This window comes from Arcobacter rhizosphaerae, assembly GCF_049472155.1.
Classification (GTDB): Bacteria; Campylobacterota; Campylobacteria; order Campylobacterales; family Arcobacteraceae; genus Arcobacter_B.
The window spans coordinates 19028-42585 of record NZ_JBMOVW010000012.1; the positions used below are offsets into that span (position 1 = coordinate 19028).

General features: G+C 26.4%; 29 protein-coding genes. 6 read left to right on the forward strand and 23 right to left on the reverse strand.

Annotation, left to right across the window (positions count from 1 at the left end; all coding sequences use genetic code 11):
• Positions 1 to 16 precede the first annotated feature (16 nt).
• The 6 genes from tssB to ACH5BH_RS13640 all read right to left on the reverse strand — a co-directional run bounded on the left by tssB (position 17) and on the right by ACH5BH_RS13640 (position 5544).
• The gene (gene tssB / locus ACH5BH_RS13615; protein WP_404308296.1) at positions 17 to 505 is read right to left on the reverse strand and encodes a type VI secretion system contractile sheath small subunit; all 489 of its coding nucleotides are present in this window, start codon (positions 503 to 505) and stop codon (positions 17 to 19) included.
• 8 nt (positions 506 to 513) lie between these two features.
• The gene (gene tssA / locus ACH5BH_RS13620; protein WP_423298738.1) at positions 514 to 2046 is read right to left on the reverse strand and encodes a type VI secretion system protein TssA; all 1533 of its coding nucleotides are present in this window, start codon (positions 2044 to 2046) and stop codon (positions 514 to 516) included.
• 337 nt (positions 2047 to 2383) lie between these two features.
• Positions 2384 to 3175, reverse strand: a complete 792-nt coding sequence (gene trpC, locus ACH5BH_RS13625; protein WP_404308300.1) for an indole-3-glycerol phosphate synthase TrpC — start codon at positions 3173 to 3175, stop codon at positions 2384 to 2386.
• Positions 3172 to 4479: a tetratricopeptide repeat protein gene (locus ACH5BH_RS13630; RefSeq protein ID WP_423298739.1), complete on the reverse strand. Its 1308-nt coding sequence runs from the start codon at positions 4477 to 4479 to the stop codon at positions 3172 to 3174. Before ACH5BH_RS13630 ends, trpC begins: the two co-directional genes overlap by 4 nt.
• Positions 4455 to 4838, reverse strand: coding sequence for a YkgJ family cysteine cluster protein (locus ACH5BH_RS13635; protein WP_423298740.1), 384 nt, complete (start codon positions 4836 to 4838; stop codon positions 4455 to 4457). The genes ACH5BH_RS13630 and ACH5BH_RS13635 overlap by 25 nt, the downstream gene beginning before the upstream one ends.
• Positions 4831 to 5544: a tRNA1(Val) (adenine(37)-N6)-methyltransferase gene (locus ACH5BH_RS13640; protein WP_423298741.1), complete on the reverse strand. Its 714-nt coding sequence runs from the start codon at positions 5542 to 5544 to the stop codon at positions 4831 to 4833. The genes ACH5BH_RS13635 and ACH5BH_RS13640 overlap by 8 nt, the downstream gene beginning before the upstream one ends.
• Before the next feature lie 293 nt (positions 5545 to 5837).
• On the opposite strand from ACH5BH_RS13640, the gene ACH5BH_RS13645 reads away from it, so the two are divergent.
• The 4 genes from ACH5BH_RS13645 to ACH5BH_RS13660 are packed head-to-tail and all read left to right on the forward strand — an operon-like array spanning position 5838 to position 8727.
• Positions 5838 to 6164, forward strand: a complete 327-nt coding sequence (locus ACH5BH_RS13645; protein ID WP_404308308.1) for a 4Fe-4S dicluster domain-containing protein — start codon at positions 5838 to 5840, stop codon at positions 6162 to 6164.
• A 9-nt stretch (positions 6165 to 6173) separates the two neighbouring features.
• On the forward strand, positions 6174 to 7304 hold the full coding sequence (locus ACH5BH_RS13650) for a 2-oxoglutarate synthase subunit alpha (RefSeq protein WP_423298742.1): 1131 nt from the start codon (positions 6174 to 6176) through the stop codon (positions 7302 to 7304).
• Between the two features lie 2 nt (positions 7305 to 7306).
• Entirely contained in the window at positions 7307 to 8140 is an 834-nt protein-coding gene (locus ACH5BH_RS13655; protein ID WP_404308312.1) for a 2-oxoglutarate ferredoxin oxidoreductase subunit beta, read from the forward strand.
• A gap of 11 nt (positions 8141 to 8151) precedes the next feature.
• Positions 8152 to 8727: a 2-oxoacid:acceptor oxidoreductase family protein gene (locus ACH5BH_RS13660; protein ID WP_404308314.1), complete on the forward strand. Its 576-nt coding sequence runs from the start codon at positions 8152 to 8154 to the stop codon at positions 8725 to 8727.
• A gap of 71 nt (positions 8728 to 8798) precedes the next feature.
• Here the strand turns inward: ACH5BH_RS13660 and ACH5BH_RS13665 are convergent, their stop codons facing one another.
• Genes ACH5BH_RS13665 through rpe form a run of 4 tightly spaced genes read right to left on the reverse strand, consistent with a single transcriptional unit; the run spans position 8799 to position 11399 of the window.
• Positions 8799 to 9341 carry an HD domain-containing protein gene (locus ACH5BH_RS13665; protein ID WP_404308316.1) on the reverse strand — a complete coding sequence of 181 codons (543 nt, stop codon included), beginning with the start codon at positions 9339 to 9341 and terminating at the stop codon, positions 8799 to 8801.
• 3 nt (positions 9342 to 9344) lie between these two features.
• Positions 9345 to 10172, reverse strand: coding sequence for a 3'-5' exonuclease (locus ACH5BH_RS13670; protein ID WP_423298743.1), 828 nt, complete (start codon positions 10170 to 10172; stop codon positions 9345 to 9347).
• Positions 10162 to 10755, reverse strand: a complete 594-nt coding sequence (locus ACH5BH_RS13675; RefSeq protein WP_423298744.1) for a phosphoribosylanthranilate isomerase — start codon at positions 10753 to 10755, stop codon at positions 10162 to 10164. Before ACH5BH_RS13675 ends, ACH5BH_RS13670 begins: the two co-directional genes overlap by 11 nt.
• A 2-nt stretch (positions 10756 to 10757) precedes the next feature.
• Positions 10758 to 11399 (reverse strand): ribulose-phosphate 3-epimerase, encoded by a 642-nt coding sequence (gene rpe, locus ACH5BH_RS13680; RefSeq protein WP_423298745.1) that lies wholly within the window; start codon positions 11397 to 11399, stop codon positions 10758 to 10760.
• Positions 11400 to 11546: 147 nt separating this feature from the next.
• Between rpe and ACH5BH_RS13685 the strand changes: the two genes are divergently transcribed.
• Positions 11547 to 12557, forward strand: a complete 1011-nt coding sequence (locus ACH5BH_RS13685; RefSeq protein ID WP_423298746.1) for a phospholipase A — start codon at positions 11547 to 11549, stop codon at positions 12555 to 12557.
• A 3-nt stretch (positions 12558 to 12560) separates the two neighbouring features.
• Here the strand turns inward: ACH5BH_RS13685 and ACH5BH_RS13690 are convergent, their stop codons facing one another.
• The 7 genes from ACH5BH_RS13690 to ACH5BH_RS13720 all read right to left on the reverse strand — a co-directional run bounded on the left by ACH5BH_RS13690 (position 12561) and on the right by ACH5BH_RS13720 (position 18537).
• Positions 12561 to 12986, reverse strand: coding sequence for a c-type cytochrome (locus ACH5BH_RS13690; protein ID WP_404308326.1), 426 nt, complete (start codon positions 12984 to 12986; stop codon positions 12561 to 12563).
• Entirely contained in the window at positions 12983 to 13567 is a 585-nt protein-coding gene (locus tag ACH5BH_RS13695) for an NUDIX hydrolase (protein WP_423298747.1), read from the reverse strand. The genes ACH5BH_RS13690 and ACH5BH_RS13695 overlap by 4 nt, the downstream gene beginning before the upstream one ends.
• 44 nt (positions 13568 to 13611) lie before the next feature.
• Positions 13612 to 14814, reverse strand: a complete 1203-nt coding sequence (locus tag ACH5BH_RS13700) for a sensor histidine kinase (protein ID WP_423298748.1) — start codon at positions 14812 to 14814, stop codon at positions 13612 to 13614.
• A complete protein-coding gene (locus ACH5BH_RS13705; RefSeq protein WP_404308332.1) occupies positions 14807 to 15466 on the reverse strand; it encodes a response regulator transcription factor in 660 nt (219 codons plus the stop codon). Before ACH5BH_RS13705 ends, ACH5BH_RS13700 begins: the two co-directional genes overlap by 8 nt.
• A 60-nt stretch (positions 15467 to 15526) precedes the next feature.
• Positions 15527 to 16312 (reverse strand): hypothetical protein, encoded by a 786-nt coding sequence (locus ACH5BH_RS13710; protein WP_404308335.1) that lies wholly within the window; start codon positions 16310 to 16312, stop codon positions 15527 to 15529.
• Positions 16313 to 16669: 357 nt separating this feature from the next.
• Positions 16670 to 17173, reverse strand: coding sequence for a YajQ family cyclic di-GMP-binding protein (locus tag ACH5BH_RS13715; protein ID WP_404308337.1), 504 nt, complete (start codon positions 17171 to 17173; stop codon positions 16670 to 16672).
• A gap of 116 nt (positions 17174 to 17289) precedes the next feature.
• Positions 17290 to 18537 (reverse strand): uracil-xanthine permease family protein, encoded by a 1248-nt coding sequence (locus ACH5BH_RS13720; protein ID WP_423298749.1) that lies wholly within the window; start codon positions 18535 to 18537, stop codon positions 17290 to 17292.
• A 132-nt stretch (positions 18538 to 18669) separates the two neighbouring features.
• Here ACH5BH_RS13720 and upp point away from each other — a divergent pair, with 132 nt between their 5' ends.
• Entirely contained in the window at positions 18670 to 19293 is a 624-nt protein-coding gene (gene upp, locus ACH5BH_RS13725; RefSeq protein ID WP_404308340.1) for a uracil phosphoribosyltransferase, read from the forward strand.
• Here the strand turns inward: upp and ACH5BH_RS13730 are convergent.
• The 6 genes from ACH5BH_RS13730 to ACH5BH_RS13755 form a co-directional block, all read right to left on the reverse strand.
• Positions 19290 to 20060 (reverse strand): Rossmann-fold NAD(P)-binding domain-containing protein, encoded by a 771-nt coding sequence (locus ACH5BH_RS13730; RefSeq protein ID WP_423298750.1) that lies wholly within the window; start codon positions 20058 to 20060, stop codon positions 19290 to 19292. The two genes, upp and ACH5BH_RS13730, sit on opposite strands and share 4 nt — an antisense overlap.
• The gene (locus tag ACH5BH_RS13735; protein WP_404308344.1) at positions 20057 to 20860 is read right to left on the reverse strand and encodes an ion transporter; all 804 of its coding nucleotides are present in this window, start codon (positions 20858 to 20860) and stop codon (positions 20057 to 20059) included. Before ACH5BH_RS13735 ends, ACH5BH_RS13730 begins: the two co-directional genes overlap by 4 nt.
• Positions 20861 to 20863: 3 nt before the next feature.
• Positions 20864 to 21250 (reverse strand): DUF423 domain-containing protein, encoded by a 387-nt coding sequence (locus tag ACH5BH_RS13740; protein WP_404308346.1) that lies wholly within the window; start codon positions 21248 to 21250, stop codon positions 20864 to 20866.
• Between the two features lie 63 nt (positions 21251 to 21313).
• Positions 21314 to 21592, reverse strand: a complete 279-nt coding sequence (locus tag ACH5BH_RS13745) for a hypothetical protein (protein ID WP_404308348.1) — start codon at positions 21590 to 21592, stop codon at positions 21314 to 21316.
• A 136-nt stretch (positions 21593 to 21728) separates the two neighbouring features.
• The gene (locus ACH5BH_RS13750; RefSeq protein WP_404308350.1) at positions 21729 to 22175 is read right to left on the reverse strand and encodes a phosphoribosyltransferase; all 447 of its coding nucleotides are present in this window, start codon (positions 22173 to 22175) and stop codon (positions 21729 to 21731) included.
• A 10-nt stretch (positions 22176 to 22185) separates the two neighbouring features.
• Positions 22186 to 23478 carry an NCS2 family permease gene (locus ACH5BH_RS13755; protein ID WP_423298751.1) on the reverse strand — a complete coding sequence of 431 codons (1293 nt, stop codon included), beginning with the start codon at positions 23476 to 23478 and terminating at the stop codon, positions 22186 to 22188.
• Positions 23479 to 23558: the final 80 nt, after the last annotated feature.

The following is a 23558-nucleotide window of genomic DNA, read 5'->3' on the forward strand; positions in this document are numbered from 1 at the left end:
AAGTTTCCTTTTCTGATTATTCTTTTGAGTTTAAGTTAAGCTCAGACATTAACTTATCTCTTTCTTCTTTACTAGAAATTGCACTTTCTATTGCTTTTCTAAAGGCAGGTACATTTCCTAATGGACCTTTTAAAGCCATTAACGATTGTCTTAACTGCATTAAAACTTTCATTTCTGGAACATTTTCAACGATTTTTTCAGGTGAAAAATCTTTAACACTATTAATTTTTAAGTCTACATTTAAAGATGCATTTTCATCTTCAACCAATTTATTATCTACATTAAAAGTTACAGACAAGTTTTGAGCTTTTAAAACATCATTAAAATTAGACTTATCAATTTTAATAGCTTTTTTTTCCTCTACTGGCACTTTTTCTTCATTTGGATTATATTCACCTAATAAAGTCATTTTATATGGAATTTCTACATCTTCTGTAGCATCCCCTATTGCTGGCTTATAGGTAACATTAATTCTTTCTTTTGGTGACTCTGATTGTTTGTTCATTTTTTCTCCTAATTTAAATTTATTTCAAAAGCACTATTAATATCAGTTTTACAAAGTTTCTTATATATCAACTCTAATTTTTCATAAGGAATATCAACACTTGAGTAAGAATTTAAAATCAATGTATAAACTTTTGATGAAAGATTGGGATTCCATTCATCAAGATTAAATTTTTCGATATCTTCTTGTAGTTCTTCAAGTAATGCTAAGCCTATATCTTTTTTATCAAAGTCTACAGCAAGTTGAGCATGGGCTAATCTCCAATTAAACCTATCTTCTGTTATAGTTGCTTTATTATAGTTTTGTAGCATTTTGTCCATAGCCTCTTTTAATTTATCATTATTGGCTAATTCAAAGATTTTTTCTAACTCTTTTTCTTTTTCATCACTAGAACTATCTTCTTTTTTTTCTTCAATATTAGAACTACATAATTCATCCATTATCCATTTTTTTGTCTTATTAGAACAAAAAGGAGTATTGTCATTAAAATAAAAATCTAAAATACCTTCATTTATTTTTACAAAACTAACTAAAGAATTTTTAACTTCATTTGCATTTCTTGTAGAATTTATCTTTGTATAAATATCATAAGCAATGAAATGACCATCTAACCAGAAAGGACAAACTTCAATAATTTCTTCCAATAAAGATATTGCAAACTTATAATTTTCTTCTTTTATTAATTCATTTAACTCATCAATTTCTAGTTCAGAAGGAGGATATAAAAAAGTTTTTTTTCCTTCTGCATAAGGTAATTCATCAATCTCAAACCAAGATAAAAATCTAGCAATTCTTAATGCTCTAATATCTTTAATATCAATTTCTCTATAATGCTTTCCAAGTAAAGATAAACTCTTTTTTATATCAATTAATAATTTTTTAAAATCTGTTTCTTTTGAAATATTTGCATTAAATAACTCTTCTTTATTAGAACTAGATTGATTAATTTCTTGTTTTTTTTCAACTTCACTTTCAACAATATTTTGTTTTTCTATATTTTCTTTTTCGATTCGTAAAAGTTCTTCTTCATGAAAAGGTTTTAAAAATTCTATTATTTTTTTAAATTTTATTTTGTCACTATCTAATAATTTATTTAACTCTATTTTTAACTTATTAAACAAATCAAAAAGTAGAACATAATTAATTGATTTTTTTTTATTTTCTTCACTTAATAGTTCTTTTGTTAGTTGCTCTTCTAACCAAAAAAGGATATTAGCTTTACCTTTAAGAGACTTAGGAAACAATGCAATTCCAAACTTCTGAATAAATTGTAAATACACAGGTAAATTGAGTTCTAAAGCTTCCCAATAATGTTCTTTCCAAGCCGAAAAAATCCACCATGAAGCTAATTTTAAATCTTTTGTTTCATTTTCAAGTAATGATAATGTTTCATTATAAACATATTTCCAATCTGTAGAATCTTGAGTTACACTAAACTCTTTATCTATTTCTTGTTCAATAAGTAAATAAATATCTTCATATTTGTAATCTTTTCCACATATTTCAGAAGATGAAAACTCATTTAAAATCAAATTATTCAAACTTATAAGGCCTTCCATTATTTTTTAATGTCGAATTCTAACTAATAAATTCTTTAAAAATACTTTAGAATAAATTATTTTATTTTTTATTTGTTTAGAGTATTTATTCTTTTTAATATTGGTATAAATTATTTTATTTGCTTAAATAAATATTATTTTTGTTATTTGTTTATATAATGAAGCTATTTTAGTAGTAAAGAAATCAGTTTAAAAAAAAGGATTGAAAGTTAGATGTGATTATTTATTTAAATAAATTAAAAATAATTTAGTTAAAATTTTTTAATTGTATAAAAAAGGAAAGGCATAAAAGTCTTTCTTTTTTTATTTACGATAAGATTTAGTTTTTTACTTTTTTAAATTTTTCAAGTTCTTCTTCAATAGAAGGTACTCTCATAAAATGTTCGCCAATTAAAAAAGCATCAGCTCCTATTTCACTTAATCTATTAATTGTCTCTGTATTTGAAACTCCTGATTCTGCAACAATAATTTTGCCATTTGGTATCATAGGAATTAATTTATCACAAAGTTCCATATCCATTTCAAAAGTTTCTAAATTTCTATGGTTAATACCTATTATATTAGCTCCACATTTCATAGCTTTTGTTAAATCTTCTTTATCATGAATCTCTACTAATACTTCTAAACCTAAATGTAAAGCATAATCATAAAGTTCTTTTAACTCTTTAGTTCCTAAAGATTTAGCAATTAACAAAATAAAATCAGCCCCATATACCAAAGCTTCAACAATTTGATATTTGTCTAAAATAAAATCTTTTCTTAAAAGTGGTGTTGGAACATATCTTCTAATTTGAGTTAAATATTCTAAATTACCTTGAAAATAATGTGGTTCAGTTAAAACTGAAATTGCATTAGCTCCACTATTACTATAAGCTTGAGCAATACAAAGAGGATCAAAATCTTCTTTAATAATACCTTTTGAAGGACTTGCTTTTTTAACCTCAGCAATTATTCTAATTGGTTCTTCTTTAGTTGCAGTTAAATAAGGTTTAACATCTCTTGGCGTAAAAGGATTAGAAGAAAGACTTCTACCTAATAAATCTAATGGTAAATCTTTCTTTCTTTTCTCTAAATCAACTCTTGTTCTTTCATTTATTTCATCTAAAATCACTTAATACACTCCTTAATTTTTTCCCAGTGAAATTTTATTTCTTTTTCTTCTAAACCTGATTTATCAACAACTTTTTTCATTTGTTTATAAGCATTATTACAATTATTTAACTTATACTCACCCCATGCTAAAGTATCAATATAAGCTATATTATCAGGTTCTTTTTCTAAAGCTTTATTAACTAATAATATTCCTTTTTTAATATCTTTGTCATAATCAATTAATAAATAAGCTAAATAGTTCTGATAAACAGGATTATTTACTTTTTCTAATGCTTTTGAAAACTTTTTTATTACTGATTCTAATACTGACAATTTATCTTTTGCTAACTCAAATTCTAAAATGGCAATTTGAGCTAAATAATCATAATTATTAGTATTTGAATACAATTTATTTAATACTTCTAGTGCTTTATGAGGTTTATTAGTAAGCCTATATAAAGCAAGTAAAACTTGTGGTTCTTTTTCATTTTTTTCAAAAAATTCGACTGCTTCATTAGAATCTTTTTTTGTTAAATATTTTAAAAGTAAAATTTTAATTCTTTTTAAAAGTTCTTTGTTTTTATTTTTAAAATACATTTTTTTAAGTAAAGATATTGCTTTATCATTACTTTTTTGTACTTCATAAAAAGATAAAAGTTGAATAGCAATTCCATAATTTGAATCATTGTTTTTTAAATACTCTTCAAGTAAATTTATTGTTTCTTTTTCTTTTTTTAAATAAAAGAAATCTATATTACTTAAAGATAAAAGAGTCCTAGAGTTTTTATTTAATAAATATGCTTTATGAAAACTATTTGAAGCTTTTTTATACTCTTTTTTTTGTAAGTAAATTGTCGCTAATAATTCAAGATTTACATCTTTATAAAACTTATTTACTAAATTTTCTGCATGATAAATTGAAGAATCGTACTCTTTTAATTTAAATAAACTTAAAATATATAACCTAAGAATTTGTTCTTCTTCTTTTATCCCCTCTATTATGTTTTCTTTAGCATATTTCTTTATTGTATTAAAATCATTCATTATAAAGTTTAAAGATAAAAACTTAACTAAATATTCATATTTATTAGTTTTAGAAAAAAGATTATAATAAGTATTTCTTGCTACATCAAATTTTTTTTGTTGTTCATTTTCTAATGCATATATAATGTATTGGTCTTCCAATATAAACTTTTTATGTTTAACAGTAATATAGTTTGGATTATCTTTTATTTTAATATCTAAATTCTTTGTTTGAGCAGAACATCCTAATAAGGTAAATGCTAAAACAAAAGAAGTTAGATATTTTTTACTGCCGGGCACTCTTTAAAAACCTCTTCTTTATTTTCTTTAAAATAATCCCAAAAAGGGAATGTTCTACATTGAGTAGGTCTAGCTTCATAAATACTACATTGTTTTTTATTTAAATCAAAAAACACACATGCATAATTATCTTTTTCTAATTGTATCTCTTTTATGCTGTATTTATATCCTATTTTAAGTAAAAACTTTTGTCCTACATCTTCAATACTTATATTTAAATGTTTAGCTAATTTTTCTATTTCTGTTTTATTAATCCAAATATAACCACTTTCACCAATACAGCATTTACCACCACATGTATCACATCCACTAGGATTAAAAGAATAATCAAAATTTTCTTTTTTTAAAATATTACTCATAATCAGCCTTTATACTATGTGTTGAAGATTTTTCATAAATACCTTTTACTTCTTTTGTAAATTCATTCTCATCAAAGACAAATAAAGGTGACATAATTTTAGTCAATGATTTTGAATTTTTTCGTGCATACACTAAAATTAATGTTGCTTCTTTTTGTTTTTTTGGATGAACAAATTGTAAACTTTCAACATTTAATTTGTATTTATTTAATGTAATTAGTATCTCGTTAATCTGTTTCACATCGTAACAAAAAAAGAACTGTCCTGAATCTTTTAATATTGAAGAAACTTTTGAAATAAAAGAATCTAATGGCATTGAATCATTATATCTAGCAATTTTTATATTTTTATTCTCACTTTTTATTACATTTGAATGATAAAAAGGAGGGTTTGAAACACAAATATCAAACTTCTTATCAAAATCTATTTCTAAAAAAGAACCTTTATACATGTGAGCATCTAAATTATTATTTTGTGCATTTTTTTGTGAGAAGAATTGAAACACATTTTGTATTTCACACTGATGTAAAGAAAGTCTACTATACTCCCTTGAAACAAGTAATCCCAATATTCCACTACCACTACCTATATCAAGTAGTTCACCTTTTACATTTTTAAATTTTGCTAAATTATTACATAAAAAATTATATAAAAAATGTGTATCACTATTATAGCAATAGCCATCTTTAGGTTGATATAAAACCAAATTTGTCCTTTATTATTTTAGTTATTATAGCAAAAGTTTCATATATAAATTTTAAATCTATTTTAACCCTATCTTTTAACGTTAAATTAGCTATTTTAATTAAGGTTAAATATAGTTTTGAAGACACTATTTATACACTTGAAAAATTCGTGTAGCAAAATGTAACAATAGAGAAATTAAGAATTTAAAATACCAGTTTTAATTAATTATTAGATGTTATATAGGTTATCATTCAACAATAATAATTGAAAATTAATCAACTATTGATAAACAAAAAATAATAAGGGGAAATTATGTCTAATATGGAAGCTCCTGCAAACACTCCTGTTTGGGTGAATGAAGATAGATGTAAAGCATGTGATAAGTGTGTTTCTGTTTGTCCAGCTGGTGTTCTTGCTATGAGACAAGAGGTTACTTCAACTTTAGGTTCTATGATTAAAGTTGTTCATCCTGATTCATGTATTGGCTGTACTGACTGTGAACTTGCATGTCCAGATTTTGCTATTTATGTAGCAGATAGAAAAGAGTTTAAATTTGCTAAATTAACAGATGAGGCAAAAGATAGAAAAGAAAGAGTTATTAAAAACAACTATAGAATTTTAGATGAAGATGAGGCGTAAGGATAATTAATGGCAAGAGAACTAATTTCAACAGGTAATGAATTAGCAGCTAAAGCTGCACTTGACTCAGATCTTGAGTTTTTTGGTGGGTACCCTATTACTCCTTCAAGTGAAATAATGCACGTATTATCTTCTGCACTTCCAGCAAGAGGAAAAGCCTGTATTCAAATGGAAGATGAGATTTCTGGTATTTGTACTGCATTAGGTGCAGCAATGTCAGGAAAAAGATCTATGACTGCTTCATCTGGTCCTGGTATTTCATTAAAAGCAGAAAACTTAGGAGTTGGATATATTTCTGAAGTTCCTTTAGTTGTTGTAAATGTTATGAGAGGTGGTCCATCTACTGGTTTACCTACAAGAGTTGCTCAAGGAGATTTACTACAAGCTAAAAATCCTACGCATGGAGATGTAAAATCTATTACATTATGTCCAGGTAACTTAAATGAGTGTTATACAGAAGTTGTAAGAGCATTTAATTTAGCAGATAGATTTATGCAACCTGTATTTGTTTTATTAGACGAAACAATAGGTCACATGAGTGGTAGAGCTACGATTCCTGACTTAGAAGAAGTACAAGCTTCAAAAATTTCAAGAAAAAAATTCGAAGGTGATCCAAAAGAATATAAACCTTATGGAGTTGGACCAGATGAACCAGCTGTATTAAACCCAATGTTTGAAGGATATAGATTCCACTTTACTGGATTACACCATGGACCAACAGGACATCCAACAGAAGATGCAGATACTTGTGATGCTTTAATGAAAAGATTATTTACAAAAGTTGATGCACATACTGATGAATTAGAATTAAATGAAGAGTATATGTTAGAAGATGCAGATATTATGATTATTGCTTATGGTTCAGTATCACTAGGTGTAACTGAAGCTATCAATAGATTAAGAGCTGAAGGTCTAAAAGTAGGTATGTTCAGACCACTTACAATCTGGCCAAGTCCTGCTGAAAGAATTAAAGAACTAATGGGTAAATTTGATAAAGTACTTGTTACTGAATTAAATATGGGTCAATTTGCTGATGAAGTACAAAGAGTTTCAGGAAGATCTGATTTTGATACATTATTTAAAGTAAATGGTAGACCATTATCTCCACTAGAAATTATTGAAAAAGTGAAAGGAATGTAATCATGGCATTTAATTATGATGAATATTTAAGAACAGACAAAATGCCAACACTATGGTGTTGGGGATGTGGTGATGGAGTTATTTTAAAATCTGTAATTAGAGCCATTGAAAAAACTGGTTGGAACATGGATGATGTTTGTGTTGTTTCAGGTATTGGTTGTTCAGGAAGATTCTCTTCTTACATTAACTGTAATACAGTTCACACTACACACGGTAGAACATTAGCTTATGCAACAGGTATTAAATTAGCTAACCCTGAAAAGAAGGTTATTGTAGTTGGTGGTGATGGTGATGGTCTTGCGATTGGTGGTAACCATACAATTCATGCATCAAGAAGAAATATTGATCTTAACTACATTATTATCAATAACTTTATTTATGGATTAACGAACTCTCAAACAAGTCCTACTACACCTCAAGGTATGTGGACAGTTACAATGAGTAGAGGTAATATTGATCCAACATTTGATGCGTGTAAATTAGTTGAAGCAGCTGGTGCGTCATTTGTAGCAAGAGAAACTATGTTAGATCCTAAAAAACTTGAAAGAGTTTTAGTTAAAGGTTTCCAACATACAGGATTCTCATTTATTGAAGTATTCTCTAACTGTCATGTTAACTTAGGAAGAAAAAATAAAATGGCTACAGCAATGGCTAACTTAGAGTGGATTAAATCTATCTCAATTGGAAAAGCTAAGTTTGATAAATTAGAGCCTGAAGAACAAACAGGATTATTCCCTACAGGTATCTTAAAACATGATACTGAAGCACAAGAGTACTGTGAAGCTTATGAAAAAGTAAAAGAAGCTCACAGAACTAAAACAGCAGTACAATTATAAGGAGAAACATCATGGCAGCTAATAGAACTTTAATGAGATTTACAGGAGTTGGTGGACAAGGTGTTCTTCTTGCAGGTGCGATTTTCGCAGCTGCTAAGATTAATGATGGTGGTTATGGTTTAAAAACTGCTACATATACTTCTCAAGTAAGAGGTGGACCAACAGTTGTTGATATCACTTTACAAGATGAAGAAATTTTATACCCTTATGCAAATGAAGGTGAAATTGATTTTATGTTATCAGTTGCAAACGTATCATATAATCAATTCAAAAGTGGTGTTAAACCAGGTGGAACTATTGTAATTGAACCAAACCTAGTAAGACCTAGTGATGAAGATAGAAAAATTTGGAATATTATTGAAATTCCAATTATTACTATTGCTAAAGAAGAAGTTGGTAATGTTATTACTCAATCAGTACTAGCATTAGCAATGGCAAACTACTTTACAGGTGAAACTATTCCAAAAGAAAAGTTAAGAGAAACTATGCTTTCTAAAGTACCTGCAAAAGTACATGATATTAATAATAAAGCTTATGATTTAGGTTATAAGTACGCACAAGAAGCTGAAGCAGCTCAAGCTTCATAATAAAATTTTTATTTTAAATAAAAAAGGGAAGTGATAAATCACTTCCCTTTTTCTATACTTATAATTTTAAATTAATCCATATATTTTTCATAATCTTTTATTTTTTCTTCAAGTCTAAGAGATAAATGAATATTTGAATTTTTTAAGCATGATAAAATTAAATTTGCTTCGTCTAAATACTTTTTTTTCTTTTCATTATTCCAATGTTTAGGAGGCTTTGATAAATTAGTTATTCTATCTGCTAATTTTACCATTTGAACTTCATAAGGTTGATTTAATAACTTTTCTAAACTATTTTGCATTTGTAGTTTTTTCGTTTCTAAAGTTTTATCTTTAGTTAAAGCTTCAACTCCATCAGCAACTTCAGGTGAAAAATCAGTATATAGTTCATCGTAAGTAATATCAGTATCTTCAATTGTATCATGAAGTAATGCACAAATTATTGCTAAATTTGATTTTTCTTCATCAAGTCCTGATTTTTCACAAGCGTGTATCACTTCCATAGCTACACTTGTAACATGTGTTACATAAGGATAGCCTTTTGGAGTTTTTTGTTCACCATGTGCTTTTGCGGCATAATTAAGTGCCTTTAAATAAATTTCTTGAGAAAACATACATTATTCCTTTTCTTTTTTTGTTTTATCTTTTTGTTTTACTTTTGAACTTTTAGAAAAGTTTATCAACTCTTCACTTGAAATATCTTTATCTTTTAAATTCTTAATACACTCTTCTAAAATATATGTTGTAGCTAAAGCATCATAATATGCTCTATGATGATTATCTACATCAATTTTTAAAGTCTCTTTTAATGCTCTTAATCCATATTTCTCAGACTCTATACATCTTCTAGCTAAATCTATCGTACAAAGTTTTCTATTTTGTAATCTTCCTAAATCATATTTTTCAAAAGAATCAGAAATAAATCCATAATCAAATTTAATATTATGAGCAACAAATAAGTCATCACCTAAAAAAAGTTTAAACTCTTTTAATACTTTTTGAACTACAGGTGAGTTTTCTAACATTTTTGGATTTATTTGTGTTACTTCTTGTATATATTCAGGTATTTTTTTTGCATAAACCAAAGATTCATATTTATCTATTATTTCACCATTTTTATATTTTACAGCACCTATTTCAATAACTTGTGCACCTTTTTTTACAGATGAACCATTTGTTTCAATATCAACAATACAAAAAGTTTGTTCACTGATTTTAGAATGAAGAGTTTTTAAATAAATATTATTATCAACATCTAATTCTAAAGGTAAACCATTTGATAAAAGAAGTTCAAACTCTAAATCAGGTGTTTCAAAAAAAGTATCTGTTGCTTTTTTTAATAACTCTAAAAACTCATTATATTCTATTTTTTCTCTTTCTAATTTTTGAATAATGTTTTCTAGTTTAAATGATGGTTTAGGGATTAGTCTTTTTCTAGATTTCATTGGACACTTTTATAAAATTTATCATTTTTTCTTTATCTTTTTTCCCTTTTGATGCTTCTACCCCAGAACTTACATCAATAGCAAAAAAATTGTAAGGTTTTAATTCTAAAAGATTATCTTCTTTTAATCCACCAGCTAAAATTAATTTAGAACAATCTAAATTATCAAACCAATCTAAAGCCACTCTTTTTCCTACTCCCCCAAAAGACTCCACAAAAGCATCAACTAAATAATATTTATTTTTATTTAATTCTTCTAAATCTTTTTTAGATTTTGCTCTTATTACTTCAATATATTTAACTTCTAAAATTTCTTTTTCTGTATAATTTTCATCATCGATTATTTGTGCTAATTGCATTTTTGCATTACTACAAACCTGATTTATATAACTACTAGATTCATTTACAAAAAGACCTACTGTTTGAATAAAAGGAGGAAGTTTATCCACAATTTTTTTTGCCTCAAATGGTTCTATATATCTAGGTGATTTATCATAAAACACAAAACCAAGAGCATTAGCTCCTGCATCTATTGCATTTAAAGCATCTTCAAGATTTGTAATTCCACAAATTTTAACTCTCATTTTTAAACCTGTAAGCTTTTAATCGCTTTTGAATAGTCTTCGTTTCCAAATACATAAGATCCAGCAACAACTACATCAACTCCTGCATCTTTTAATTCATGAATATTCTTATCATTTACTCCACCATCAACTTGAATTAAACAGTCAGGATTTCTTTTGTTAATAAGCTCTTTTAATTTTTTCGTTTTTTCAATTACAGAATTAATAAATTTTTGTCCACCAAAACCTGGATTTACAGACATTAATAAAACCATATCTAAATCTTCAAGTAAATATTCTATTGATTCAGGAGTAGAATGTGGATTTAAAACTATAGCAGGTTTTATTCCATAAGATCTAATTTTTTGAATTAATCTATGAGGATGTTTTTCACTCTCTATATGAAAAGATATATATTCAGGTTTTAAAGAAGCAAAAAGCTCTACAAAAAAAGTATTATTTTCAACCATTAAATGAACATCAAGAGGTTTAGTTGCAGCTTTAGCTACAGGGTTTACTACAACAGGACCAATTGTCATATTCGGAACAAAATGTCCATCCATTACATCAACATGAATTAAATCACATCCACTATCACAGATTGCTTTTATTTCTTCATCTAATTTTCCAAAATCAGCAGATAAAATCGAAGGTGCAACAAGCATATAATAACCTTTTATTAAATTTTTAGGGATTATATCATTATCTCTCTTTTATCCTGCGAAAATCTATATTTTCAATTTTATTTTTCTTTAAAATTAAATCATAATAACTATTATAGTAAAATTCTAAAAAACAAAAAAAGAGATAAAATGTTAAAAATTAAAGTGCTACTTATTTTTTTTCTTAGTTTTATGTTTGGAAATGAAACTACACAGCTTTATAAAAAAGCGCAGATGTATGAAAAAAACAAAGACTATGAAAATGCAATGCTTATGTACAAAAAAGCCTTTGAACTTTCAAATAAAAGTGATGTTTACTTAGTAGATTTATCAAAAAATCAAGAGTACAAAGTACAAACTTTTACAAAATTAAAAACTGACTTTTATGAAGATGTAATAAATAAAACAGAAGATAAAGAAGCAAATAAAGCAATAAAACAAATTCTTACAAAAAATTTTGGATTATATCCTTATAAAATGAATTACTTACTTCCTGTTACATTTGATGATGATAGAAAAAGTGATAGAGAAAGAATAGAAACTAAATTTCAATTTAGTATTGAAAAACCAATAACATATAATTTTTTTGGCTTAGATGAATCAATATCTTTTGCATATACTCAAAAATCTTTTTGGCAAACAACAGCTGATTCTGCTCCTTTTAGAGAAACAAACTATGAACCTGAAATTTTTGTTCAATTCCCATATAAAAATAGTGAAACACTAAAAGGTTTTAAACTTGCACTTAATCATCAATCAAATGGTAGAGATAAACCAGAGTCAAGATCATGGAATAGGATTTATTTAGAAAGTTATTTACAACTATCTAAACTATTTGTAGTACCAAGAGTATGGTATAGAATTCCAGAAAAAACAGATGATGATAATCCTGATATTGAAGATTATTATGGATATGGAGATTTACAGCTACTTTACCCTTATAAAGATCATGTTTTTGAATTAATGGTAAGAAATAATATGAAATTTAATTCTGAAAATAAAGGAGCTGTTCAACTTGATTGGACTTTCCCATTACCTAGTTTTATTTCTTCATCAAATTCTTATGGATTTGTTCAAATGTTCACAGGTTATGGAGATAGTTTAATAGATTATGATAAAAAAATAAATAGAATTGGTTTTGGTATAGCTCTATCTAGATAGAGCTTACTTAAGATTTTTTACATAATAATAAATAGCTGCAATTTCTTCTTCAACTAAAAAATAAGTTGGCATAACATTTGCATAATAAATCAATTTTTCACAAACTTGTTCTTTAGCAAATTTTTTAGAGGGATTTCTTTTTGAATTAATTTTCTTAGAAAAAGCATTGTAATCAGCTTTTTTAATACTTGGGGCTACTAAATCACATTCATATTTTTTCTTTCTATAAATATGAGAAAATGTAACTATTTTTTTACCTTTTGCATCATCTCCATGACAAGTATTACACCCTATTCCACGAGGATTATTATATAACATTTTTCCATATTCATATTTTGTAATAAAAGTATTATTATCTTGAAGTGTTAACTCTTTTGAAAATAAACTAAAAGGAAAAATAAATAAAATATATAAAACTATCTTTTTCATTTTACTCCTAAAATATTTTTATTTTTTATAAACCAATAAAAAGAGAACATAAGCCCAGGTGTTTTAGCTTTAGTTTCATCAAAAATAAATTCATCAATTTTATCCAAAGAAAGATACATAAGCTCAATTTGCTCATCATTTATACCTCCTCCTTTATGCACAAACATAGAATTGTTTATCTTTGAAAAATATAAATGCTGTTTAGAACCACTTACTCCCACATTTGTATAAAAAGATGTAATTTTTTGTATATTTTTTATATCTACATTGTAACCACATTCTTCATCTATCTCTTCTTTTACTATCTCTTTAAGAGATTTTTGTTTATCTATAATTCCAGCACAAAGTTCATAGGTACACAATTTTGAATTATCATTTAAGTATACAGGTGGTCTAAATTGTTTCACAATCAAAAAAGCATTTTTTTCCTCATGATACAATAATACAGCTACACTATCATGACTTTTAACAGCTTCCCACACTTTGTCTTTGCCATTTTGATTATAAGTAAGTTTTAAAGGGTGAACAAAATTTGTATTTTTTAAATTACTTGTTCTAAAATTTTTTATAATATTATTCATTTTATCTCTTTTTTATAGTTTATTGTTTTTATAAGAAAAAGCTTTTAATTTTCTTTATCGTTTATATCACACTTTGCACCAATAATAACAGAGGAAAAATCAATATAAAAAGTACTTCCTTCATCAAGTGTAGAATCTAAATATAGTTTTAAATTATATTCACTTGATATTCGTTTTACTATATCAAGACCTATTCCAAAACCACCTTCTATATTATTACTACCTCTTTTATATCTTTTAAAAATCTCTTTTTTCTCTTTTTTACTAATACCTATACCATAATCTTTTACACTTAAGATATTATTTTTTAAACTTACTTCTACTATAGAATTATTGTGACTATATTTTACAGAATTTGAAATAAGATTATTTACAATTTTTTGTGTTTTTGTTTTATCCATTAATAAAGTACAATCATCTAAAAAAGCTTTGATTTCAATATTTTTAGTAATAGAAATATCATTAAAATAATCTACACTTTCTTGAACCAAGTCTTTTAAATCAAATTCTTCAATCACGTCCTCATTAGAAGCATTAAAAGCAGAGAAATGAATATCATTATATATTTGAGAAATTTGCTTAGAACTACTTAATATATATTTCATCATTTTTTCAGGTTTCTTACCTTTTTTTAACATAGAAACAGACGTAAGTAAAACTGATATAGGAGTATTTAGTTCATGAGCAGAATCTTTTATAAACCTATCTAAATGTTCAACTTTCTCTCGAACAGGTTTTAATAATATTTTTGCTAAAAAATAAGCTATTAAACCAATAAATACAGCACTTAGAATTAAAACTATTAATATATATATTTTTAATTTATTTGTATTTTGATATTCTCGGCAAGATTCCATAACTATGTATTCAGTAGGTACAGAGGGTTCATTAAGCTTAATAATATAAAAATCATAAATATCTTTTACATATTTACTTTTTGATAAGTCAACATATCTTTCTCCTTGTAAACTTGAATAAAGTAGTTTTTTATTTTTATCATAAAGTGCATATCGTACATGTTCACTAGCAAACTCTTTTGGAATAAACCTTTTATTTTTCATATAACTATCTAAAATTTCACTTTTTATTTCCATAGAAGCACTAGTAATCTCCATACTACAGCTTTCTTTTAGCATTCGAACTTCATTGTTATAATATAAATAAAGCATAATACTAATTAAAAATATTGCAGAACCTATATAAATAGTAAGAAAACTTATAAGGGCTTTTTTCTCATTTTTATTCAAATCTATACCCTATTCCTCTAATAGTTTTTATTTTATCTTTTCCAATTATTTCTCTTAAGTTTTTTATATAAACTCTAATTGTTGCATCTGTTGGCATATCTTCATAAGCCCATATATTTTGAAGTAATTCATCACTTGAAATAACTCTATTTTTATGAGTACAAAAATATTTTAATATATCTCTTTCTTTTTGAGCAATACTAATACTATCCCCATTAGATAAAATCATACAAGAATCAGGTTCAAAAAATATTTTATTAGAAATTTCAATATTACTATTTTGTTCAATTGAAAAGTGTCTACATAATTTCATAATTCTTTGATCTAATTCTTCTAAATCAAAAGGTTTTTTTATATAATCATCAACACCATTTTCAAAAGAATCTTTTAAATGTTTAGTATCTTGATAAGCTGTAAGTATTATTACAGGAGTACTATTCTTATAATCTTCTCTAATTGTTTTTAAAACTTCAATACCAGTCATAATAGGTGTATTAATATCAAGTAAAGCAAAATCAAACTTTTCATCTATTAAATACTCTAAAGCTTCTTCACCATTTGTACATAATGTAACTTCAAATCCCTTATCTTCTAAATGATCACTTAATAAATCACTTAATGCAAAATCATCTTCTAATAATAATACTTTCATATAAATCCTCTGTATATATATAAGAGATATTATAATATAAATTTGTTTATTTATTGTAAATTAGATTAATTTTAAAGCTCTCATTATTTTTGTTTGAATTAATATATAAGTCACCGAAGCAATTAAAGCTAATATTGTTCCAACCATTATTCCATAAATTTCATAAGTAAAAAAAACTACAAGAGAATAAATAACAACAGAACTTAAACCAAAAGGTGTATTTTTAATTATTGTTCTTGCTTGTAAGTTACTATGTCTAAAATGAATTATTAGTAATAAAGGTAACAATATAGTAGGAAATGCTGAAAAGATTCCTGCAAGATTTGGATCTACATATTTAGGAAGACTTGAAACAATTAAAAAAATTCCAATTGTAAGTACTGATCTAAATAATAAATCACTAAAAGACACTTTATCTTTTTTTTCTATTCCATGATTCTCTTTTTTTGAAAAATAAATAGATGATAATAACATTAATAAAATAACAACTAAAGGTGTAAAAACTATATGAGGAGGAATAAATGATATTATATATGCAATTAAAATATATGAGAAAAAAGAAATTAAAATACTAGCTGTAATTTCAAGTTTTCCTTTATAAAAAGTACTAATATAATATCCTATACAAAAAGCCAATGCTGCAAAAAGACCATGTATATTATATAAAGCAACATTTGTAACATAATCAACTCCATTTTCAACTGCAAAAAAAAGAAGTGTGATTGAACTTCCAACAGGTAATCCAGATAAAATACCTGAAATTTTTGGACTTAATTTTTCAGCTATAAAACTTAAAGATAAAACTAGTACAACAACAGATATAGATTTAATTATTAAAAGTTCCAAGGTAGTTCCTTCATATAAATGAAGTAAAGACTATGTAAGGCGGTATATTAAAGAGTATTAGGTCACTACAAAAGAAAGAAGAATTCATATAAAGTATTTATATAATAACCTATTTGGTGTTGTAGTAAAAGTATAAAAAAAACTACAACTATTTTTTACATAGCCCACTTCATTACAATAGCAAAAAAGACAGATAGAAGTGGATTAAAATATTAAGTTTATTAACAGAAAACTAAGGGTTAAGACTTAATTTCAAAACTATTTTTCAGGAGTCTTCTATCATCCATCTCTTTTAACATTAGAATTATATATAAATTACAATTAATTTCAGATTAATTACACATAAATTTCAAAAACTTATCTAAAATTATCAAAAACTAATGGAGCTTTTAATTCTAAGCCCTTTAAATGCTTCATTACAGCTTGTAATTCATCAATCTTTTTCCCAGTAACTCTTATTTCATCACCTTGATTTACAGCTGTTACTTTTAATTTTAGCTTTTTAATCTCTGCTTGAATAGTTTTTGCTTCATCTTTTTCAATAGTATCAATGATTTTATATGTAAATTTTCTATTTGCACCACTTGAGTCTTCTGCTTTTAATTCTTCTAAAGAATTGATAGATAAACCCCTTTTATTCATCTTAGAAATTAAGATATCTTTCATTGCATCGATTTTATTATCACTTGCACTTGTAAGTGTTAATGTTTTAGCACCTTGATTAAAATCTATTTCTTTTGTGATCCCCTTAAAATCATATCTATTATCGATTTCTTTTTGAGCTTGAATAACTGCATTTTTCATTTCTTGCATATCAAGTTTCGCTGAAATATCAAATTGATGTTCTTTAGCTTTTGCCATAAATCTTCCCTTTTCAAAATATAAAAGGAAATTATAACAAAGAAAGGGAAAGATTTTGATTATAAATATAAAAAGTTTTAAATACATAGCTAATAATCTAGCCATGTATTTAGTTTTTATTCAGTTGTTTCTTTTCTTGCTTGTGGAAGAATAAGATTTAGTAAGATACCAACAATAGCACCAAGTCCAATACCAGAGAAAGGAACATCTCCAAAATTAAAAGTCATACCTCCAATAGAGAATACTAAAATCATAGAAACTATTACCATATTTCTAGGACATGTAAAATCTGTTTTTGCTTTAACTAATGTAGAAATACCTAAAGTTGCAATAATTCCAAATAATAAAAGCATAATTCCACCCATTACAACAGTTGGAATAGTAGCAAGTAAACCACCTAACTTACCAACAAATGCTAATGCAATAGCACAAATAGCAGCCCATGTCATAATAGCTGGATTATATGCCTTTGTAACAGTTACAGCACCTGTAACTTCTGAATAAGTTGTATTTGGTGGACCACCAAATAATGAAGCAACTGAAGTTGCTAAACCATCACCTAAAAGTGTGTTTTTTAATCCTGGTTTTTTTAAGTAATCTTGCTTAGTTACATTTGAAATAGCTAACATATCACCAATATGTTCAATAGCAGGAGCAATAGCAATAGGTAAAATAAAAATAATAGCTTGCCAATTAAACTCAGGAGCCGTGAAATTTGGGATAGCAAACCAAGCAGCTTTCTCAAAAGCAGAAAAATCAACTATTCCATAAAATAAAGATAAAGCATAACCAACCACTATACCACATAAGATAGGAATTAACTTAAACATTCCTTTAGCTAATAAAGATACAAAAACTGTAACTAAAAGAGAAACCATTGAAATGATAATAGCAGTATTAAAATCTACTAAGACAATACTCCCATCACCTGTTTTACCCATAGCTAAATTAACAGCAACGGGAGATAAAATAAGCCCTATTGACATAATAACAGGCCCTACAACTACAGCAGGAAGCAATTTATGTAAAAAGTTATCTCCTTTAAGTCTAATCAAAAAGCTTAAAAATACATATAATAACCCAGCAGCAACAAGTCCTGACATAGTAGCAGCAATACCCCAAGTTTTAACTCCATGGGAAATAGGAGCAATGAAAGCAAAAGAAGAAGCTAGAAAAATAGGAGGAATAGCTCCTCTATTAACAAATTGGAACACTAATGTACCAATACCAGCTGTAAAAAGTGCAACACTTGGATCAAGTCCTGTTAAAATAGGAACAAGCACAAGTGCACCAAAGGCTACAAATAAAAATTGTAAACCTAAAATTGAATCCTTGACTCTAAAGTTATAATCGGTGGCGTTCATAAAACCTCTTTATAAAAAATTTAACCTGAAATGATAACAAATTAATAGTTAATAAAAATTAAATTTATATGCAATTTATAAGTAATTTTTCAGTATTATATAAACTTTAAAAATAAAAAATGGGGATTTTATATGTATAAAGAAAGCTCTAACGTTGTTGTTAAACATTTAGTAAACAGATTAAGAGATACAAGAACAGCTTCAAATGAATTTAGATTAACAATTGAAGAAATATCAAGAATTATTGCAGCTGAAGCTTTAAGCGATTTTGAAACAGTAACACAAAATATCAATACGTGGCAAGGTGCATTAGATGTTGAAATGATTGAAGTTCAAAAGTTAGTGTTAGTTCCAATTTTAAGAGCTGGGGAACCAATGCTTACAGGTATTTTAAGAACACTTCCTTATGCAAGAAGTGGTTTTTTAGCTATGAAAAGAGATGAAGAAACTGCATTAAGTAAACTATTTTATGAAAATATTCCAGATATTAAAGATAAAACAGTTTTATTATTAGATCCAATGATAGCAACAGGTGGTTCACTAATTGATGGTATTGATTATTTAAAATCAAAAGGTGCAAAAAGAATTATTTCACTTAATATTCTAGGTTGTCCAGAAGGTATTAAAAATGTTCAAGAAGCTCATCCTGATGTAGATATTTATATTGCACAAATTGATGAAAGACTTGATGAAAATAAATATATTAGACCAGGACTTGGTGATGCTGGAGATAGAGCCTTTAATACAAATGGTTAAAGATATTGCATAGGGTTTTGGTATTTATACCTAAATCCTAAACTCTCAATTTTACTCCCATCTATTACTCTATTTAAAACCTTTTTATCTTTATACTCTAAAATAGGTTTTTCAAAACCATACTTCTTAGAATTTAACTCATATAAATCATCTCGCAAAGGATGAATTGGTGAACAAAGGTTAAAAATACCATTTATATCATTTTTTATAGAAAATAAAGTGGCTTTTATTACATCATCTCTATGTACATGATTTATTTTTTTATTAGAACTTGTTAAACTCTTACCACTAAAATACCTACCTGCAATTCTATCATAACCCATAAGTCCCGAACATCTAAATATTATATGACTTAATGAAGCAATCTTTTCAGCCTCAAAAACTACAAGTTTTGATTCTTCTTTTTTTATTTCAAAAGTTTCATCATAAGTATTCTCAACATTAGGATAAATAGAAGTAGAACTAATAAAAAATATTTTTTCTATATTTTTAATATTTGGATGAGAATAAATCTTTTGAAGAAAATCAAGATAATTATCAATTTTTGAAGGAGGATAATTTATAAATAAAAAATTACACATTAAAAGTTCATCTAAATTTTTTAAATATTTTTCATTTAAAACAAAAGGATAAAAGCCCTTTTGTTTCATATCTTCATATTTAAGTTCATCTTTTAAAGAAACTTTCACATTATATGTATCTTTCATTTTATTAGCAAGGGCATAGCCTAACCAACCTGTACCTAATATCGTAAAAGTTTTTTTCATTTGTTTTGCTCTTTTAATTTACTAATTTCCTGCTTTAAACTTTTCATTTCTTCAAGTAAAATATCTAACTTCTTACTATCTTCATGAATTTCTTCTTTCATCTCTGCTTCTTGAAGTTTTTGCATTTCACCAATAATAACTGCAACAAAAAGATTAAAAAATACAAAGGCAGCAATTATAACAAAAGATACAAAATATACCCAAGCCCAAGGGTAAACTTCCATAGCTTCATACATAACATCAGTCCAATCTTCGAAAGTCAATACTCTAAATAAAGTAAGCATAGAAATTAAAAAATCTTTCCATAAACCTGATGGTAAATCAACAAAGAAAAAACTTCCTATAATTGCATATATATAGAAAATTATAAACATCAAAATAACAATATCAATGATAGCAGGGATAGCCTTTATAAGCATATCAATAATAGCTTTTAATTCAGGCCTTGCAGTAAATAACCTTAGTATTCTAAATACTCTCATAAGCCTTGCAATAGCAGCAAAACTCGATGACTCAAGAGGTAAAAGAGTAATAACTACAATAACAAAATCAAATACATTCCAGCCTGATTTAAAAAAGTTAATGATTTTTTTTTCAGCAACCATTTTAATTGCTAATTCAAACACAAAATAAATAGTTACAAAATAATCAGCAAACTTTAAAAATAAATCATAATTACCTTCAACTTCATCTAAAGTCTTAAAGCCTAAAATTGAAGCATAAGCAATAATAATTATAGTAGTTAAATTTGAGAACCATCTAGAATCTCTAACTTCTTCAATTTTTTCAATTGTTGTCATACTTTATTCCTTTAAAATACAATAAGTTACAATTAACCATGAAATAATAAGAAGAGTCCCACCAATAGGTGTTATTGCACCTAGAATTGGCATATTTAATAAAACAAGTGCGTATAAAGAAAATGAAAATATAATTAAACCAATTAATAATAACCATGCAGCAATTAGTAACTTTCTTGAATTTTCTTTAAAGTTCATGATAATAGCAATTATAAATAGACCTAAAGTATTGTAAAAGTGATATTCCACACCTGTATTATAAGTAAGTAGCATTTTTTCAGAAACTATAGATTTTAAACCATGTGCACCAAAGGCACCTATAGCTATAGCCAATGCAAATAAAAAACTTGCTATTGCAAGAAATTTTTTTGAATTTTCATTAATTAACATTATATACTTCCCAATTTTAATTTTTTGCGAAGTATATCAAAAAAATGTTAACAATAAGTAGTACTATTGAGGTTCTTTATCTTTTAACTCTTTTTTCTTTGAAAATCCTGCACCTTTTTTCTCTTTTTTCTTTAACTCTAAATCATTAATTAAAGTTTTATAATCTATACCTTCTTGGTTCATTTTAGCAAAACAAGCTGCAATAGTAGCAATTGCATTTGGTACTTCTTTTTTCTTTTTGTAAGCTTGGATATTCTTTTCACTCACTTTAATTAAAGCAGTAAATTTTGGTATTGTAAGTTCAGCATCTAAAAGTAGTTTTTTAAATTCAATAAATGTCATTGTTTATGTCCATTATTATTTTTTTTTAGATTATACTAGTAAGTTTGTAAAAATTAGCTAAATTTTTTATAATTTATTTATAAAAGTAATATTTTATATAGTTTTTAGGCCAAAATAAAACTTTTGGCCTAAAGGATTATTTAACGTCAACTTCCCAAAAAAAATCAATCCATTGAGTAGCTTCTCTAACAGTATAGTCAGGTTGTAATACTGCTGTTTTTTTATAAAAAAGAGTTGCAAGTTTAAATTCAACTGTAGGAAACTTTTCTTTTAATATTTTTAAAATCTCCTCCATTGTTTCACCTGAATCAACTATATCATCAATAACTAATACTCTTTTAGCATGAGAAACATCAGGAATATTAAAAATATTAAAAGTATCTAATTTTAAATCACCCTCATAATGAATAGAATTTAATGAATATAAATTTCTCATATCTAAAGCTTGTGCCATTAAATGAGAAAGTGTTAATCCACCTCTTGCTACAGCCAATAAAATATCTGGTTCATAATCTCTACAACTATCAACTAACTTCTGTGTGTCTTCTTTAAACAACTCATAACTATAATAAAGTTTTTCCAAAAAATATTCCTTATAAAATAAATGCTAATGCACTAATAAATGTAATTACTAATATACCTAAATTTAAACTTTCAAAATCTTTTTTACCAATTTTGATAATTGTATAAACTAAGAAACCAGCTGCAATTCCATTTGTAATAGAAAATGTTAGTGGCATTAAAATAACAATTAAAAATGCTCCTGCACTTGTAGCTAAATCTGAATCTTCAAAATTTATTTTTCCAAGTTCTGTAAACATTAAAACTCCTACTACAACTAGTACAGGATAAATAGCATTAGAAGGAATAGATTTAAATAAAGGAAGCATAAATAATGTAGCTACAAAAAACATTGCTGTAAATACAGCAGTTAAACCTGTTCTACCACCTTCTTCAACTCCTGAGGCACTTTCAATAAATGCAGTAGTTGTTGATACACCAATCATAGATCCAGCTGTTGTAGCAATAGCATCTGCTTCTAAAGTTTTTTGTAAAGACTTATCTTCTTTATTATTTTCTTGAAAAAGTTTTGCTCTAGTTCCTACACCAGTTAAAGTTCCTAATGTATCAAACATATCAGTAATTAAAAAAGTGATAATAACAGGTAATAAAGACAAGCTTAAGGCACTCATAATATCAAGTTTAAAGAATATTGGTTCAATTGAAGCAGGCATTGAAACTACAGTTTTAGGTAAGTCACCTAAACCAAATGTCCAAGCAACAATAGAAGTAATAGCAATTGATAAAATAAATGCACCTTTTATTCTATATGCATAGAATAAGAAAGATAAAATTAAACCTAGAACTCCTAAAAGTACATTTGGATTTGAAAAATCACCTAATGATACTAGTGTAGCTTCATTTGCACTAATCATACCCATTTGTTTTAAACCAATAAAAGCAATAAATGATCCAATACCCGCACTAATAGCTCTACGTAAACTCATTGGAATTGAAGTCATTATCCAAATTCTAAAATTTGTTAATGACAATATTACAAAAAGTAATCCTGATAGAAAAACAATACCTAAAGCAGTTTCCCATGGAAGCTTCATTCCAAGCACTAAGCCATAAGAAAAATATGCATTTAGTCCCATTCCAACACTCATAGCAATAGGAGTATTTGACCAAAGCCCAGAGAAAAGTGTAGCTAAGATTGTAATTAATGCTGTAGCAGTAACTACTGCATCCATTGGTAAGCCTGCATCAGCTAAAATAAAACCATTTACAGGAACGATATACATCATTGTTAAAAATGTTGTAAAACCAGCAGAAAATTCAGTACCTACTGTTGTATTATGCTCTTTTAGTTTAAAAAAGTTCATAAGCTAGTCCTTATTTTTAAATTAAGGCCGAATTATACTAAAATTTAAGTAAAACTTAATATAAAAACATAGTTTTTATA